The organism is Streptomyces ficellus (assembly GCF_030406405.1).
Classification (GTDB): domain Bacteria; phylum Actinomycetota; class Actinomycetes; order Streptomycetales; family Streptomycetaceae; genus Streptomyces; species Streptomyces ficellus_B.
The window spans coordinates 277597-294017 of the sequence record NZ_JAUEPL010000001.1 but is presented as its reverse complement, the minus strand read 5'-3'; the positions used below and the strand labels follow the sequence as shown (position 1 = coordinate 294017).

Annotated in this window: 12 protein-coding genes; 10 read left to right on the top strand and 2 right to left on the bottom strand. The window is 70.8% G+C overall.

Annotated features, from left to right (window positions below; translation table 11 throughout):
* Nucleotides 1–39: 39 nt before the first annotated feature.
* The 3 genes from QWM81_RS01275 (at nt 40) to QWM81_RS01265 (ending at nt 4970) form a co-directional block, all read left to right on the top strand.
* Complete coding sequence (locus tag QWM81_RS01275) at nt 40–852, top strand: GNAT family N-acetyltransferase (protein WP_290109482.1); 813 nt, start codon at nt 40–42, stop codon at nt 850–852.
* A gap of 60 nt (nt 853–912) precedes the next feature.
* Nucleotides 913–2919, top strand: a complete 2007-nt coding sequence (locus tag QWM81_RS01270; protein ID WP_435372303.1) for an IucA/IucC family protein — start codon at nt 913–915, stop codon at nt 2917–2919.
* 77 nt (nt 2920–2996) lie between these two features.
* Nucleotides 2997–4970 carry an ATP-dependent DNA helicase gene (locus QWM81_RS01265; protein WP_290109481.1) on the top strand — a complete coding sequence of 658 codons (1974 nt, stop codon included), beginning with the start codon at nt 2997–2999 and terminating at the stop codon, nt 4968–4970.
* A 179-nt stretch (nt 4971–5149) separates the two neighbouring features.
* Here the strand turns inward: QWM81_RS01265 and lexA are convergent, their stop codons facing one another.
* Nucleotides 5150–5935, bottom strand: a complete 786-nt coding sequence (gene lexA, locus QWM81_RS01260) for a transcriptional repressor LexA (protein WP_290109480.1) — start codon at nt 5933–5935, stop codon at nt 5150–5152.
* A gap of 578 nt (nt 5936–6513) precedes the next feature.
* Here lexA and nrdR point away from each other — a divergent pair.
* The gene (gene nrdR / locus QWM81_RS01255) at nt 6514–7032 is read left to right on the top strand and encodes a transcriptional regulator NrdR (RefSeq protein ID WP_290109477.1); all 519 of its coding nucleotides are present in this window, start codon (nt 6514–6516) and stop codon (nt 7030–7032) included.
* Between the two features lie 199 nt (nt 7033–7231).
* Nucleotides 7232–10135 (top strand): vitamin B12-dependent ribonucleotide reductase, encoded by a 2904-nt coding sequence (locus QWM81_RS01250; protein WP_290109476.1) that lies wholly within the window; start codon nt 7232–7234, stop codon nt 10133–10135.
* An 86-nt stretch (nt 10136–10221) separates the two neighbouring features.
* Here QWM81_RS01250 and QWM81_RS01245 read toward each other — a convergent pair whose 3' ends face one another.
* Nucleotides 10222–10752 (bottom strand): TerD family protein, encoded by a 531-nt coding sequence (locus QWM81_RS01245; protein WP_290109475.1) that lies wholly within the window; start codon nt 10750–10752, stop codon nt 10222–10224.
* A gap of 199 nt (nt 10753–10951) precedes the next feature.
* On the opposite strand from QWM81_RS01245, the gene QWM81_RS01240 reads away from it, so the two are divergent.
* The 5 genes from QWM81_RS01240 (at nt 10952) to rnhB (ending at nt 16345) form a co-directional block, all read left to right on the top strand.
* On the top strand, nt 10952–11557 hold the full coding sequence (locus tag QWM81_RS01240; protein ID WP_290109473.1) for a YdbC family protein: 606 nt from the start codon (nt 10952–10954) through the stop codon (nt 11555–11557).
* A gap of 77 nt (nt 11558–11634) precedes the next feature.
* A complete protein-coding gene (locus QWM81_RS01235; protein WP_290109472.1) occupies nt 11635–12294 on the top strand; it encodes a histidine phosphatase family protein in 660 nt (219 codons plus the stop codon).
* Nucleotides 12295–12306: 12 nt separating this feature from the next.
* Nucleotides 12307–13221 carry an ADP-ribosylglycohydrolase family protein gene (locus QWM81_RS01230; RefSeq protein WP_290109471.1) on the top strand — a complete coding sequence of 305 codons (915 nt, stop codon included), beginning with the start codon at nt 12307–12309 and terminating at the stop codon, nt 13219–13221.
* A gap of 399 nt (nt 13222–13620) precedes the next feature.
* A complete protein-coding gene (locus QWM81_RS01225) occupies nt 13621–15375 on the top strand; it encodes a DUF4153 domain-containing protein (protein ID WP_435372302.1) in 1755 nt (584 codons plus the stop codon).
* A gap of 259 nt (nt 15376–15634) precedes the next feature.
* A complete protein-coding gene (gene rnhB / locus QWM81_RS01220) occupies nt 15635–16345 on the top strand; it encodes a ribonuclease HII (protein ID WP_290109468.1) in 711 nt (236 codons plus the stop codon).
* Nucleotides 16346–16421 lie beyond the last annotated feature (76 nt).

The following is a 16421-nucleotide window of genomic DNA, read 5'->3' as shown; positions in this document are numbered from 1 at the left end:
CGGAACCAGACCCGCGAACTGCTGAGAGGAGAGCGCCCCGTGCGTCCCACCGATGCGAGCACCGACACCGGTCCCACTCCTCGTGCGCCGGCCGGCGCCGGCACGGAGGACACCCTGGAACTGCGGCTGCCCGACGCGCTCATCACGCTGTTCGGAGCGGAGGGCGCCCCGGCCACCGGGCGCCCGTCGCCGGAGGACGGCGCAACCGGCGACGTGCCCGATGCCTTGTCCGATGCCTTGTCCGGCGATCTGTCGGACGGCCTGTCGGACGGCCTGTCCGGCGACCTGCTCGACACCGTCGCCGAGTGGGGGCCCGTCACCACGCCCGCCGGTCGATTCCAGCTCGTCCCCGTACGTATCGACCGGGACCTCGCGCTGATCAGCCGATGGATGAACGACCCGGCGGTCGCCGCCTTCTGGGAACTGGCCGGACCCGAATCCGTCACCGCCGCCCACCTGCGCGCCCAGCTCGACGGCGACGGGCGCAGCGTGCCGTGCCTCGGCGTCCTCGACGGCGCCCCCATGAGCTACTTCGAGATCTACCGCGCCGATCTCGACCCGCTGGCCCGGCACTACCCGGCCCGCCCGCACGACACCGGTGTCCACCTCCTCATCGGTGGCGTCGCCAACCGTGGCCGGGGCCTCGGCACCACGCTGCTCAGAGCCGTCTTCGACCTCGTACTCGACAACCGCCCCAGCTGCGCACGCGTCGTCGCCGAACCCGATGTGCGCAACACCCCCTCCGTCGCGGCCTTTCTGACCGCAGGGTTCCGCTTCTCCGCCGAACTCGACCTTCCCGAAAAGCGAGCCGCGCTCATGGTCCGTGAACGAGCCTTGCGACACCTGCTGTGAACAGCCTGCCGCTCTCCATACACCGCTCGACCCGCATCGGTTCCCCCTGGAGGAGTCCCTGTGCCCCCATCTCCTGCCGCCCATGACTCCACAGAGCCGCCCGCCCGGCCGTCCCCGCCGACTCCCACCGCCCCGCCCGAACTCAATCCGCAGGCGTGGGCCCGTGCCTCCCGCCGCCTCCTCGCGAAGATGCTGGCCGAATTCGCCTATGAGGAGATCATCGAGCCGAGCAGGCAGCCCACCCAGCCGGACGGCACGCCCGCGCGGACCCACGACGACCCCGCTGCCGCCCCCGCCGCATCCGCCCCCCGCCAGGCCGCCGATGCCGCCGATGGCGCCGACACGGCCGATGCCGCCGCCGATGCCGCCGACACCGCAGGGCGCGCGGCCGCCCGCCGGCACACGCCGCACGGCGCGCAGACCGGCCGGCCCCCGACCGACCCGTACACGCTGAGGCTCGACGACGGCTCCGCCCTCGCCTTCACCGCGCGCCGGACCGCCTACGGCAGCTGGCGGGTCGATCCGCAGTCGATCACCCGCGACGGCCGGCCGTTCACCGACCCGCTGGACTTCCTCGTCCGGGCCCGCCGCCTCCTCGCCCTGGACGGCGCCACGCTCGGCCACCTCGTCCGGGAACTGGCCACCACACTCGCCGCCGACGCCCGGCTCGACCACACCGCGCTCCCGGTCGACCGGCTCGCCGACCTCGACTACGCCGAGCTCGAAGGCCACCAGACCGGCCACCCGTGGATCGTGTTCAACAAGGGCCGCATCGGCTTCTCCGCCACCGACGTGGCCCGCTGGGCGCCCGAAGCCCGCCGCCCCGCCCCGCTTCCCTGGATCGCGGTCAGCACCGCGCTCGCCGCCTACCGAGGCGTGCCCGCGCTCGACACCCCCGCGCGCCTCTACAGCCGTGAACTGTCCCCCGCCGTACGGGACTCCTTCGCCGCGGCGCTCCGCTCCCGGGGCCTCGACGAGGACACCTACCTCTACCTCCCCGTACACCCCTGGCAGTGGGACGAGGTACTGCTGCCGCTGTACGCCTCTGCCATCGCCGAAGGCGCCATCGTGCCCCTGCCCGCGGACAGCGACCTGCGGCTGCCGCAGCAGTCCATCCGCACGTTCCTCAACGTCAGCAGACCCGACCGGCACACGGTCAAGCTGCCGCTGTCCGTGCTCAACACCCTCGTGTGGCGCGGCCTGCCCACCGAGCGCACCCTCGCGGCCCCCGCCGTGACCGCCTGGGTCCACGCACTGCGCGACGCCGACCCGTTCCTGCGGGACGAGTGCGGTGTGATCCTCCTCGGTGAGGTCGCCTCCGTCACGGTCGAGCACCCGCTCTACGACCACCTCCCCGAAGCCCCGTACCAGTACAAGGAGTTGCTCGGCGCGATCTGGCGCGAACCGCTGCGCCTGCCGCCCGGCGAGCGCGCCCGCACGCTCGCGTCCCTCCTCCACACCGACGCCCAGGGGCGCGCGTTCACCGCCGAACTCGTGACCCGGTCGGGGCTCGACCCGAGCGTGTGGCTCCAGCACCTGTTCGCCGCGCTGCTGCCTCCGCTGCTGCACTTCCTCTACCGCTACGGCACCGTTTTCTCGCCGCACGGCGAGAACGCCATCGTCGTCTTCAACGACCAGGACGTCCCGGTGCGCCTCGCGATCAAGGACTTTGTCGACGACATCAACGTCAGCGCACGCCCGCTGCCCGAACACGAACCGATGCCGGACGACGTACGGGCCGTGCTCCTCACCGAGGAGCCGGGATTCCTGACGCAGTTCATCCACTCCGGGCTCTTCGTCGGTGTGTTCCGTTTCCTCGCACCGCTCTGCGAGGAGCAACTCGGTGTTCCGGAGGCGGACTTCTGGTCACTCGTACGGGCTGAAATTCTCCGGCACCAGGCGCGCTTCCCGGAGCTCAAGGACCGTTACGAGCTGTTCGACCTGCTCACGCCCCGTATCGAGAGGCTGTGCCTCAACCGCAACCGGCTGCACCTGGACGGCTACCGCGACCGCCCCGAGCGCCCGCACGCGGCCATTCACGGCACTGTCCCCAATCCGCTCGCGTGAGGCGAGGTGATCCGGCGTGCTCCGGCGTGATCCGGCGTGATCCGATTGTCAGTGGCGGGCCGTAGGGTGGACTGGCTATGACGAAGCCACCCCTCCCCGATCTCCTCCACGCCGCTGTCACCGCCGTCGGCGGCGTGGAACGGCCAGGCCAGGTCACCATGGCCGAGGCCGTCGCGCAGGCCATCGACGACGGTTCCCACCTGCTGGTCCAGGCCGGTACCGGTACCGGAAAGTCCCTCGGCTACCTGGTGCCCGCGCTGGCGCACGGGGACCGTGTCGTGATCGCCACCGCGACCCTGGCCCTCCAGCGGCAGCTGGTCGAGCGCGACCTGCCGCGGACGGTCGACGCGCTGCATCCGCAGCTGCGGCGCCGCCCGGAGTTCGCCATGCTCAAGGGGCGCTCGAACTACCTCTGCCTGCACCGCCTCCACGAGGGGGTCCCGCAGGACGACGAGGACGGTCTCTTCGACGCCTTCGAGACCGCCGCGCCCACCAGCAAGCTCGGCCAGGACCTGCTGAGGCTGCGGGACTGGTCCGACGAGACGGAGACCGGTGACCGGGACGACCTGACGCCCGGCGTCTCCGACCGCGCCTGGGCCCAGGTCTCGGTCTCGTCCCGCGAATGCCTGGGCGCCTCGAAGTGCGCGTACGGAGCGGAGTGCTTCGCGGAGGCCGCGCGGGAGCGGGCCAAGCTGTCGGACGTCATCGTCACCAACCACGCGCTGCTCGCCATCGACGCGATCGAGGGTGCGCCGGTGCTCCCGCAGCACGAGGTGTTGATCGTTGACGAGGCGCACGAGCTGGTTTCCCGGGTCACCGGTGTCGCCACCGGCGAGCTCACCCCGGGTCAGGTCAACCGGGCCGTCCGCCGGGCGGCCAAGCTGGTGGACGAGAAGGTCGCCGATCAGCTCCAGACGGCGGCGGAGGGTTTCGAGCGGCTGATGGAGCTGGCGCTGCCCGGGCGCCTTGAGGAGGTCCCGGAGGATCTCGCGTACGCGCTGATGGCGCTGCGTGACGCGGCGCGGGCGGTCATCTCGTCGCTCGGCTCGACGCGCGACCGGTCCGTCCAGGACGAGGACGCGGTCCGCAAGCAGGCCATGGCCTCCGTCGAGACCGTCCACGACGTCGCCGAGCGCATCACCCAGGGCTCGGAGTACGACGTCGTCTGGTACGAGCGCCATGACCGTTTCGGGGCATCCCTGCGGGTCGCCCCGCTGTCCGTCTCCGGTCTGCTGCGCGAGAAGCTCTTCGCCGACCGGTCGGTCGTCCTGACCTCTGCCACGCTCAAGCTCGGTGGCGACTTCAACGGCGTGGGCGCCTCGCTGGGGCTGGCCCCCGAGGGCACCGAAGGCGATGACGTACCGGTATGGAAGGGCATCGACGTCGGCTCGCCCTTCGACTACCCGAAGCAGGGCATTCTGTACGTCGCGCGGCACCTGGCCACGCCGGGCCGGGAGGGCAGCCGCGGCGACATGATGGACGAGCTGGCCGAGCTGGTGGAAGCCGCCGGCGGCCGTACGCTCGGTCTCTTCTCCTCCATGCGGGCGGCCCAGGCAGCGGCCGAGGAGCTGCGCGGCAGGCTCGACAAGCCCATCCTGCTCCAGGGTGAGGACACCCTCGGCGAACTGATCAAGACCTTCGCTGGCGACGCGGAGACCTGCCTGTTCGGCACGCTCTCCCTGTGGCAGGGGGTCGATGTCCCCGGGCCCAACTGCCAGCTTGTCGTGATGGACCGCATTCCCTTCCCGCGCCCCGACGACCCCCTGATGAGCGCCCGCCAGAAGGCGGTGGAGGAGGCCGGCGGCAACGGCTTCATGGCCGTCGCGGCGACGCACGCCGCCCTGCTGATGGCGCAGGGCGCGGGTCGCCTGGTGCGGGCCACGGGTGACCGGGGGGTCGTCGCCGTTCTGGACCCCCGCCTGGCCAACGCCCGGTACGGCAGCTATCTGCGCGCGTCACTGCCCGACTTCTGGTACACCACGGACCGTAACCAGGTGCGCCGCTCTCTGGCAGCGATCGACGCGGCCGCCAAGGCGAGCGGCGACGCGTAGCCGGCGGCGCCCAGGCCGAGCCACCGCACGCGGCTCACACGGGGCTCACACCCCCTCAAGGCTCACACGCGGCTGACACGGGGCTGCACGAGGGCGCCGCAAGGCAGGGGCCGATGGCATAGCAGGGCCCCGGGACCGGCGCAGTGGGTCCCGGGGCCCGGTCGGAGCCGGCGGGCGTGTCACACCCGCCGCAGTACCGCCACCACCTTGCCGAGGATCGTCGCCTCGTCACCGGGGATCGGCTGGTACGCCGCGTTGTGCGGGAGCAGCCATACATGCCCGTCCTCCCGCTTGAAGCGCTTGACCGTGGCTTCGCCGTCCAGCATCGCCGCCACGATGTCGCCGTTCTCCGCGACCGGCTGGCGGCGCACGGTGACCCAGTCGCCGTCGCAGATGGCGGCCTCGATCATCGAGTCGCCGACGACCTTCAGCACGAACAGCTCGCCGTCACCGACCAGCTGCCGGGGGAGGGGGAAGACGTCCTCGACCGATTCCTCAGCGAGGATCGGGCCACCGGCGGCGATACGGCCCACGAGGGGGACGTACGACGCGGCGGGCTTGCCCGTGGTGTCCGTGGGCTGGGTGCTGGGCTGGTCGGAGCCCCGGACCTCGTACGCCCTGGGCCGGTGCGGGTCCCGGCGCAGGAAGCCCTTGCGCTCCAGTGCCATCAGCTGGTGGGCGACCGACGAGGTGCTGGACAGTCCCACCGCCTGGCCGATCTCGCGCATCGACGGCGGGTATCCACGCCGCTGCACCGAGTCGCGGATGACCTCGATCACCCGTCGCTGCCTGTCCGTGAGCCCGGAGCTGTCCGCCCGGATGCCTGGAGGTCGGCCGGGCAGTGACCGCGTGGGCTTGGGGCCCTCCGCGTTCGTGTTCGCTTCATTCATCGCATGCACCGGCTCGAGTCGGCTCTGGGAGCGGTTCTGGGCAGTGATGGTGGCACTGTCTGCGGTGGTGGTCACGTCGGGCCCCTCTCGAATGGTCTCCCTAGCTGGACAACGGTAGTTGCTTTCGAAAGGTTGCGCCAAACACACGTTCGAGTGAAAAATCGCAGATTGGCTTACATGTGCGTGTGGCTACGTGTATGTGCGATCGCTGCCGGTCCGGGCATTGCCCCCTGGGTGAGGCGGCGATCCGCTGTGGCGACCGGCGAAAGCCGGTCGCGCGGCGGGTCGAGCCGGTGCTTCCGGTGGCGGATCGCGGTGGCGATCGGCGTCGTCACGGTAGCGTTCGCCGCCGGAGCCGGGTGACGCGGGGCGGGGGTCCCCAGTCTGTCATCCCGGCCCCCGCAATCCGCGCCGGCATCCCGTTCCCGTAGGCTCTGGGCCGGTCGCCGACGCCGCGGCGCGCGACACGCGCCGGGTGCCGAATAGACGGCCAAGCCCCACATCTAGTGGTTGGATTGTCCCGGCCACCCAGAAGTTGTGGTCCCCCCGTCCACCGGGGGCATGGTCATCGCCTATGCTTGTGGCTGCTTCGAGGGGTTCTGACGGGCCCCGGTGAAGCTATTTCGTCGTGCTGTGAAGGAGGGTTGGGAGCCATGCACTGCCCCTTCTGCAGGCACCCCGACAGCCGTGTCGTCGACAGTCGCACCACCGACGACGGGACGGCCATCCGCCGCCGCCGCCAGTGCCCCGACTGCTCCCGCCGTTTCACCACGGTGGAGACCGCCTCGCTGATGGTGATCAAGCGCAGCGGGGTCACCGAGCCCTTCAGCCGGACCAAGGTCATCTCCGGCGTACGCAAGGCGTGCCAGGGGCGGCCGGTCACGGAGGACGCTCTCGCCAAGCTCGGCCAGCGGGTCGAGGAGGCGGTGCGCGCCACGGGCAGTGCCGAGCTGACCACTCATGACGTCGGACTGGCCATACTCGGCCCGCTGCAGGAGCTCGACCTCGTCGCGTACCTGCGCTTCGCGTCCGTGTACCGGGCGTTCGACTCACTGGAAGACTTCGAGGCCGCCATCGCGGAGCTCCGCGAGCGGCGGCCTCCCGCGGAAGAACGCGGGACCGGCGCGACCCCCGAGGTCCCGGTGCCCGCCGGCGCCGCCGACCGGCCGTAGGCCCGGCGACCGGCTCGTCCGGTTCCGGTGGCCGGCTCGTCCGGCCCCGTGACCGGCTGGTCCGGCCCTGCGGTCGGCCGCGGTGCGGCAAATGACGTGTCCTGGGTGCTGTGCGTGGTGCCCGGGGCAACAGACAGAAACTGTGCCTGGGGAAGATCTGGGCACTTCAGGGTGTTTTCGCCCGTATATGGGAGGCGGCATGACAGAGACGACGAGCGGCCCGGCACGAGGGTCCCGCGCCAAGGGATCCAAGGCGGCGGGTGCCGCCCGGCAGGGCCTGCGCATCGAGCGCATCCACACGACCCCCGGTGTGCATCCGTACGACGAGGTCGTCTGGGAGCGTCGTGACGTCGTCATGACCAACTGGCGCGACGGCTCGGTCAACTTCGAGCAGCGTGGCGTCGAGTTCCCCGACTTCTGGTCGGTGAACGCGGTCAACATCGTCACCAGCAAGTACTTCCGCGGGGCCGTCGGCACCCCGCAGCGCGAGACCGGTCTCAAGCAGCTGATCGACCGGATCGTGAAGACGTACCGCAAGGCCGGCGAGGACCACCACTACTTCGCCTCGCCCGCCGACGCCGAGATCTTCGAGCACGAGCTGGCCTACGCCCTCCTGCACCAGATCTTCAGCTTCAACTCGCCGGTGTGGTTCAACGTCGGCACGCCGCAGCCCCAGCAGGTCTCCGCCTGCTTCATCCTGTCCGTCGACGACTCCATGGAGTCGATCCTCGACTGGTACAAGGAAGAGGGCATGATCTTCAAGGGCGGCTCCGGCGCCGGCCTGAACCTCTCCCGTATCCGCTCCTCCAAGGAGCTGCTCTCCTCCGGTGGCAACGCCTCCGGGCCGGTGTCCTTCATGCGTGGCGCCGACGCCTCCGCCGGAACGATCAAGTCCGGTGGCGCGACGCGCCGCGCCGCCAAGATGGTCATCCTCGACGTCGACCACCCCGACATCGAGGACTTCATCCAGACCAAGGTCAAGGAGGAGGAGAAGATCCGCGCCCTGCGTGACGCGGGCTTCGACATGGACCTGGGCGGCGAGGACATCACGTCCGTCCAGTACCAGAACGCCAACAACTCCGTCCGCGTGAACGACGAGTTCATGAAGGCCGTGGAGTCCGGCGGGAAGTTCGGCCTGCGCGCCCGTATGACCGGCGAGGTCATCGAGGAGGTCGACGCCAAGGAGCTCTTCCGCAAGATGGCCGAGGCCGCCTGGGCCTGCGCCGACCCCGGCATCCAGTACGACGACACGATCAACCACTGGCACACGTGCCCGGAGTCCGGCCGCATCAACGGCTCGAACCCGTGCAGCGAGTACATGCACCTGGACAACACCTCGTGCAACCTCGCCTCGCTGAACCTCATGAAGTTCCTCAAGGACGACGGCAAGGGCAACCAGTCCTTCGAGTCCGAGCGCTTCGCCAAGGTCGTCGAGCTGGTCATCACCGCGATGGACATCTCCATCTGCTTCGCGGACTTCCCGACCGAGAAGATCGGCGAGAACACCCGCGCCTTCCGCCAGCTGGGCATCGGTTACGCCAACCTCGGCGCCCTGCTGATGGCCACGGGTCACGCGTACGACTCCGACGGCGGCCGCGCGCTGGCCGGTGCCATCACCTCGCTGATGACGGGCACCTCCTACCGCCGCTCCGCCGAGCTGGCCGCGGTCGTCGGCCCGTACGACGGCTACGCCCGCAACGCCGAGCCGCACAAGCGCGTGATGAGGCAGCACGCCGACGCCAACGCCAAGGCCGTCCGCGTGGACGACCTGGACACCCCGATCTGGGCCGCCGCCACCGAAGCGTGGCAGGACGTGATCCGCCTCGGCGAGAAGAACGGCTTCCGTAACTCCCAGGCGTCCGTGATCGCCCCCACCGGCACCATCGGTCTGGCGATGTCCTGCGACACCACCGGCCTGGAGCCCGACCTCGCCCTGGTCAAGTTCAAGAAGCTGGTCGGCGGCGGCTCGATGCAGATCGTCAACGGCACCGTGCCGCAGGCGCTGCGCCGCCTGGGTTACCAGGAGGAACAGATCGAGGCGATCGTCGATCACATCGCCGAGCACGGCAATGTGATCGACGCCCCCGGCCTCAAGCAGGAGCACTACGAGGTCTTCGACTGCGCCATGGGCGAGCGCTCCATCTCCGCCATGGGCCACGTCCGCATGATGGCCGCGATCCAGCCGTGGATCTCCGGCGCCCTGTCCAAGACGGTCAACCTGCCGGAGACGGCGACCGTCGAGGACGTCGAAGAGGTCTACTTCGAGGCGTGGAAGATGGGCGTCAAGGCGCTCGCGATCTACCGCGACAACTGCAAGGTCGGCCAGCCCCTCTCCGCGAAGAAGAAGGAGAAGGAGAAGGCAGAGATCACCGAGAAGGCCGAGGAGACGATCCGTACCGCGGTCGAGAAGGTGGTCGAGTACCGCCCGGTCCGCAAGCGCCTCCCCAAGGGCCGTCCCGGCATCACCACGTCCTTCACGGTGGGTGGCGCCGAGGGGTACATGACCGCCAACTCCTACCCGGACGACGGTCTCGGCGAGGTCTTCCTGAAGATGTCCAAGCAGGGCTCCACGCTCGCGGGCATGATGGACGCCTTCTCCATCGCCGTCTCGGTCGGCCTCCAGTACGGCGTGCCCCTGGAGACGTACGTCTCGAAGTTCACCAACATGCGCTTCGAGCCGGCCGGTATGACGGACGACCCGGACGTGCGGATGGCGCAGTCGATCGTGGACTACATCTTCCGCCGCCTGGCGCTGGACTTCCTGCCCTTCGAGACCCGCTCGGCGCTCGGCATCCACTCGGCCGAGGAGCGTCAGCGTCACCTGGAGACCGGTTCGTACGAGCCGGCTGACGACGAGGTGGACGTCGAGGGCCTCGCCCAGTCCGCCCCGCGCGCCCAGGAGACGCCGAAGACGGTCGCGGCCACGACCCCGAAGGCGGAGGCCCCGGCCCCGCAGCAGGCGCACACCTCGGCGGAGCTCGTCGAGATGCAGCTCGGCATCAGCGCGGACGCGCCGCTGTGTTTCTCCTGCGGTACGAAGATGCAGCGCGCCGGCTCCTGCTACATCTGCGAGGGCTGCGGTTCGACCAGCGGCTGTAGCTGACGGCACGCTGACTGGCTGACTGGCTGACTGGCTGATCGGAACGGGGGAGCGGGATGTTCCGGCTCCCCCGTTCCGCATGTGCGGGCTCAGGATTGTTCGGCGCCCATCAGCTCGGTGAAGGACTGCGGATCGGCGTCGAAACCCCGCACGGCACGGCGCCAGCCCCATCCCCCCGTACCGTCGCGCAGGAACTCCACGATGGTCACGGCGCTGGCGTCGCCGAGGTCGGCGAAGTCGTAACGGTCCAGCTCCTGGTAGCCCTCCTTCACGAGGACCAGGGCATTGGTGATGTCGCGGAACGTCGTGCGCCCGCCCCCCTGCTGTATGGCCACGCCCACGACCACGCGCGCGTAGTCCGGCGCCAGGCGGTTCAGTTCCAGGGTCAGGGCCTCGTCGAAGCCGAATCCCTGACCGGTGCGGCTTTCCCTCTGGAGAGTGATGGTCCCGTCCGGTGAGCGGCTGCCGAAGTGCACCACGTACACGGGGGCACCATGGGGGTCGTCGGCTCGGTAGACGGCGGCGATGATGTCGAGATCATGGTCGGGGACGCCCGCGGGGCTCGGATCCCACTTGAGTGTCACCTCGACCTTGCCGACCCCCTTGTTGGCACTGCTCACGGGATTCCCCTCTCTCGTAGGACAAGGCCAACGGCCCCTGCCACAAGGCACTTTGTCATGGTGTCACGCGGCTGAGTGGCGGATCAGGCCTTGGAGGGGTTCGGGGGAGGCGGGAGCGAACTCGGGAGCGGAGCGGGTTTGGCGGGGGAGTGTAGGTGAGCGTGACCCGCGCCACGCGCGGCGCCCGTACGATGGCGCGGTGCTGGTCAAGTGGATTCGCTGCACCGTGGTGGACCGTCGTGGGTTCGAGCGGGGGCAGCGGAAGTGGGCGGGGCTGCTGGGTGAGCCGGGATTCCGTGGGCAGGGCGGCGGGTGGAGCCGGATCCGGCCCGGTGTCGCCCATGTCTTCTCGTTCTGGGAGAGCCGGCCTTTCTACGATTCGTTCATGGCGCGCTCGCACGACCGGCTGGCGGCCGCGCAGTCCGGCACGTACAAGGACATGCAGGCCAAGCTCTTCGACCACCGCTTCGATGTGAAGACCGGGTTCGAACCGCGCTTCACCGACGCCGACGTGGTGCGGGTCGCGCACAGCAGGATCCATGAGGACCGGGTCGAGCACTATGCCCTGATGCAGGAGAAGGTATGGAATCCGGCCATGGCGGGGTCGCCGGGGATGCTGCGCGGGATGTTCGGGGAAGCGCCGGGGAACGAATTCCTGGTGCTGTCCATGTGGCGGTCGGCGGCCGAACACGGCAAGTACCGCGAGGAGCGCGTGGAGCGGCTCGCGCTGCGCGCGCAGATCGAGGCGGACGTGGCGGCGCTGACCGGGGACGTCGTCGATCTTGAAACGGCCTGGACGGTGTGAGCGGGCCCTGGTACCCGGACGGACCGGCCGGTCAGGCCGACTTAGCCTTGCCGGATTGGCCGATTTAGGGTCGTTGTATGGCACGGCCGCGGCGCATCGTCCTCGTCCGGCACGGCGAATCGATAGGCAACGTCGATGACACCGTGTACGAACGTGAGCCCGATCATGCGCTGAGGCTCACCGAGCGGGGGCGGCGGCAGGCCGGGGAGACGGGCGAGCTGCTGCGTGGGCTGTTCGGGAACGAGCGGGTCAGTGTCTACATATCGCCGTACCGCCGCACGCACGAGACGTTCGAGGCGTTCCGGCTGGACCCGGCGCTGGTACGGGTCAGGGAGGAGCCCCGGCTGCGGGAGCAGGACTGGGGGAACTGGCAGGACAGGGACGACGTCCGGCTCCAGAAGGCCTACCGGGACGCGTACGGGCACTTCTTCTACCGATTCGCGCAGGGTGAGTCGGGGGCCGACGTCTACGACCGGGTCGGCGCGTTCCTGGAGAGCCTGCACCGCAGCTTCGAGGCGCCCGATCACCCGCCGAACGTCCTGCTGGTCACGCACGGCCTGACGATGCGGCTGTTCTGCATGCGCTGGTTCCACTGGACCGTCGCGGATTTCGAGTCGCTCGCGAACCCGGGTAACGGCGAGACCCGGACCCTGCTGCTCGGCGAGAACGGGCGGTACACGCTGGACCGGCCGTTCGAGCTCCGGCGGGCCCCCGAACCGTACGGCTTCACCGGATAGAGTGGCAGTGCGATGACCGCTGATTCCTCTTCCGACCGGCGCTTCGAACGCGCCCTGGCCAGCCTGCGCGGGCTGTCCGTGGGGGACGCCCTGGGCTCCCAGTTCTTCGTACCCGCGAACTATCCCCTGCTGAAGCGGCGCGAGTTGCCGCCCGGCCCCTGGCAGTGGACCGACGACACGGAGATGGCCTGTTCCGTGCTGGCCGTCCTCGCCGAGCACGGCCGCGTCGACCAGGACGCGCTCGCCCTCTCCTTCGCCGCGCACCACGACTTCGACCGCGGGTACGGGCGCGCCGTCAACCGCATGCTCCGGCTGATCCGCGAAGGTCACGACTGGCGCGAGCTGGCGGCCGGCCTCTTCAACGGCCAGGGCTCCTGGGGCAACGGCGCCGCCATGCGCATCGCCCCCCTCGGCGCCTGGTACGCGGACGACCCGGAGCAGGCGACGCACCAGGCCGAGATCTCCTCGTACACCACCCATCAGCACCGGGAAGCCGTGGTGGGCTGCATGGCTGTGGCGGCAGCCGCCGCCTTCGCCGCCGACCCGGCGGGGCCGCCCAAGCCGGAGGCGCTCCTCGACGGCGTCATCGCGCTCGTGCCGCGCAGCGCGGTGGGGGCCGGGCTGCGCCGGGCCCGGGACATGCTCGACTACGACGACGCCGGGACGGTGGCCGCGGTGCTCGGCAGCGGCCGGCGCACGAGCGCGCACGACACGGTGCCGTTCGCGCTGTGGTCGGCCGCCCGTGCCCTGGGCGACTTCGAGCGTGCCTTCTGGACCACCGCGCAGGTGGGCGGGGACGTCGACACGACCTGCGCCATCGCCGGGGGAGTGGTCGCCGCGGCGGAGGGCGGGGCGCCGCCCGCCGAGTGGCTGGAGCGCACCGAGGCCCTGCCGGACTGGCTGCCCGCGGGGGACGCCGCGCGCTGAGGACGAGTGGGCGCTGTGGGTGAGGGGCACGGATCGGCGGGTGCCCGGTAGGTGAGTGGCACGGTAGGTGGGTGCCACGGACCCGCGAGCGCGCTGGGAGGCGAGTGGCACACGGTGGGCGGGTGGGCACGGGCCGGCGAGTGCGCTGGGGGGCGAGTGGTGCACGGTGGGCGGGTTGGCACGGGCGGGCGAGTGCGCTGGGGGCGAGTGGCACACGGTGGGCGGACTGGCACGGGCCGGCGCGTGCCATGGTGGGCGAGTGTCACGGTCCTGCCACAGCACGTCGGCCGGAAGGGACCGGGCCTTCTTCCGGGCTACCCTTTCGGCCACGCCGCCGCATTGATCATGACAAGTGCGCGCTGAACAGACACCGGGACCGTACGGCACAGCCGCTGCGACGTGCGTGGGGCCCGGTCGGGAGGGGGTCCCGTGCCAGACACGCCGTCCGCATCGCCATCGCCGTCTTCTTCTCCATCGCCGTCTTCATCTCCCGCTTCATCTCCGACTTCCCCGCCGTCCCCCGTGACGGGCCCCGGCGACGCCCCGCCGCCACCCAGCGGAACAGGCCCCCACACCGGCAGGCCGGCGGCGCAGCCGGGGCCCTGGACCGCGGTACCCCGAACCGAGACCTGGCTGACGCGCATACGCCAGAGCCCGTCCGGCCCCATACCGGTCGCCGCCCTGTGGTCCGCGCTGGCCACCGGAGTGCTCAGCGCCCTCCTGCTCGGTGACGGCCTCGGCGTCAACCTGCTGATCGTCGCCGTACCCGCCACCCTCGCCGCCTACTTCGCCGCTCTCGCGGCCGGCCGGCGCGTCCGCCCCTGGACGGTCGTCTGGGGGATCGGCGGCCTGGCGCTGCTCGTCGTGCCCGCGCTGCGCGACGCCGGCTGGCCCACCTTCCTGGCCGTCGTCTCCGCGGTGGCCCTGGCGTCGCTGGCCCTGCACGGCAGCCGCAGCTGGCGGGGCATCCTCTTCGCTCCGTTCGGCCTGCTCCACTCCATCGGCCCGGGCCTCCGCTGGGGCTGGCGCGGGCTGCGCGAGCGGGCCGGCGGTTCGCACGGCCGCGTGGCCCCTGCGCTGCGTACGACCGCGGTGGCGGTGGGCCTGCTGGTCGTCTTCGGCGCGCTGTTCGCGGGAGCCGACGCGGCATTCGCCGACCTGCTCGGCTCGCTGGCGCCGGACGTGTCCGTCACGGACGGGCCCTGGCGCTTCATCCTGTTCGCGCTCGGGCTGACCGGGGCGCTCGCCGCCGCCCGCACGGCCGCCGCGCCGCTGCGATGGGACCGCCTCCGGGCGCGGCCGGGCCGCCCCCGGGCCCGTATGGAATGGGCGCTTCCGCTGATCGTGCTCAACCTGCTCTTCGCGGTCTTCAACGCCGTCCAGCTCACCGTGCTCTTCGGCGGATACGACAAGGTGCTCAGCGAGACGGGCCTCACCTACGCCGAGTACGCCCGTCAGGGCTTCTGGCAGCTGCTGTGGGCCACCCTGCTCACCCTCGCCGTCATCGGGCTCGCTCTGCGCTGGGCTCCCCGCGAGGGCGCCCGCGACCGCACCCTGGTCCGGTCCGTCCTCGGCACCCTGTGCCTGCTGACCCTGGTCGTGGTGGCGTCCGCGCTGCGACGGATGGACCTGTACGTCGACGCGTACGGACTGACCCGGCTGCGGGTGTCGGTGGCCGCCGTGGAACTGTGGCTGGGGTTCGTGATCGTACTGATCATGGCGGCCGGCGCCCTGGGCGCGCGCCGAGCGCGCCTGCCGCTGCCGCTGCCGCGCGCCGTCGCCGTGAGTGCCGCGGCGGGTGTCCTGGCCTTCGGCCTGCTGTCGCCGGACGCGCTGGTCGCGGAGCGGAACGTACAGCGGTACGAGGAGACCGGCAAGATCGACGTCGGTTATCTGGACGGGCTGTCAGCGGATGCCGTGCCCGCGCTCGACCGGCTGCCCGAGCCGCTGCGTTCCTGCGCCCTGCGGGACATCGCGAGCGATCTGGATGCCGCGGAGACGCCTTGGTACGCGCTGAGCCGGGGTGAGGCCAGGGCTCAGAGCATCCTGGCCAAGCGGGGTGTCTCGCTCCAGGGTTACGCCTGCACTCCGGGCATCGACGGCGAGCGCGGTGACGAGTTCGGTGACGACGGCGGCGGTAGCAGTAACTACTGATGGCACCTCCGCCTCCGCCTCCGCCTTGCCGCTGAGCGCCTCCAGGCCGCTTCTGGGCACCCGTATCACGATCAGCGCGGTGAGCGCGGTGAGCAGCGCCACGAAGACGGTCACGGGGTGACGGCCTGGCCGGGCGAGCGCGGGGGCGGTTTGTGGGGTGCCGGCGGGGGCCCATGGAGGTGCGGCGGGCGGCCGCCGGTACCGAGATCGCTATCCGGGTATCGCCGGCGGGGCCCGGCGGCGTAACCTGTCTGGCGCCATGCCGTACGAACCACCCACCCACACCGTCGAGCGCTCGATCCGAGCGACAACCGGCGCCAAGATCATCGCCGGAGTCGACGAAGTCGGACGCGGGGCGTGGGCCGGTCCCGTCACGGTCTGTGCCGCTGTCACCGGACTGCGCCGGCCGCCCGCCGGCCTGACCGATTCCAAGCTCATCAGCCCCAAGCGCCGCGCCGAAATGGCCGAGGAATTGGAGCAGTGGGTCACCTCACACGCCCTCGGGCATGCCTCCCCCGAGGAGATCGACGAGCTTGGGATGACCGCGGCGCTGCGGCTGGCCGCCATACGGGCGCTGGACGCCCTTCCGGTACGGCCCGACGCGGTGATCCTCGACGGTAAGCACGACTACCTGGGACAGCCGTGGCAGGTCCGTACGGTGATCAAGGGTGACCAGTCCTGTGTCGCGGTTGCGGCGGCCTCGGTGATAGCCAAGGTGCGGCGGGACACGATGATGGCGGAACTGGAGGCGGAGTCCGCGCAGTACGCCGCCTTCGGGTTCGGCGAGAACGCCGGTTACCCGTCGCCGGTGCACAAAGCGGCGCTCCGGGAGTGGGGGCCCACCCCGTACCACCGGCTGAGCTGGGCCTATCTCGACGCGCTGCCGCAGTGGCGGCACCTCAAGAAGGTCCGAGTCTCCGTGGAGGCGGCCGAATTGGAAAGCGGGGGCCAGCTCGGCTTCGACTTCTGAAGACTTCCAACCCGCCGCGCAACGCGGATCGCACAGCCCGGCCGCATGTATGCGCCACCCGCCGGTGCCACTCGCA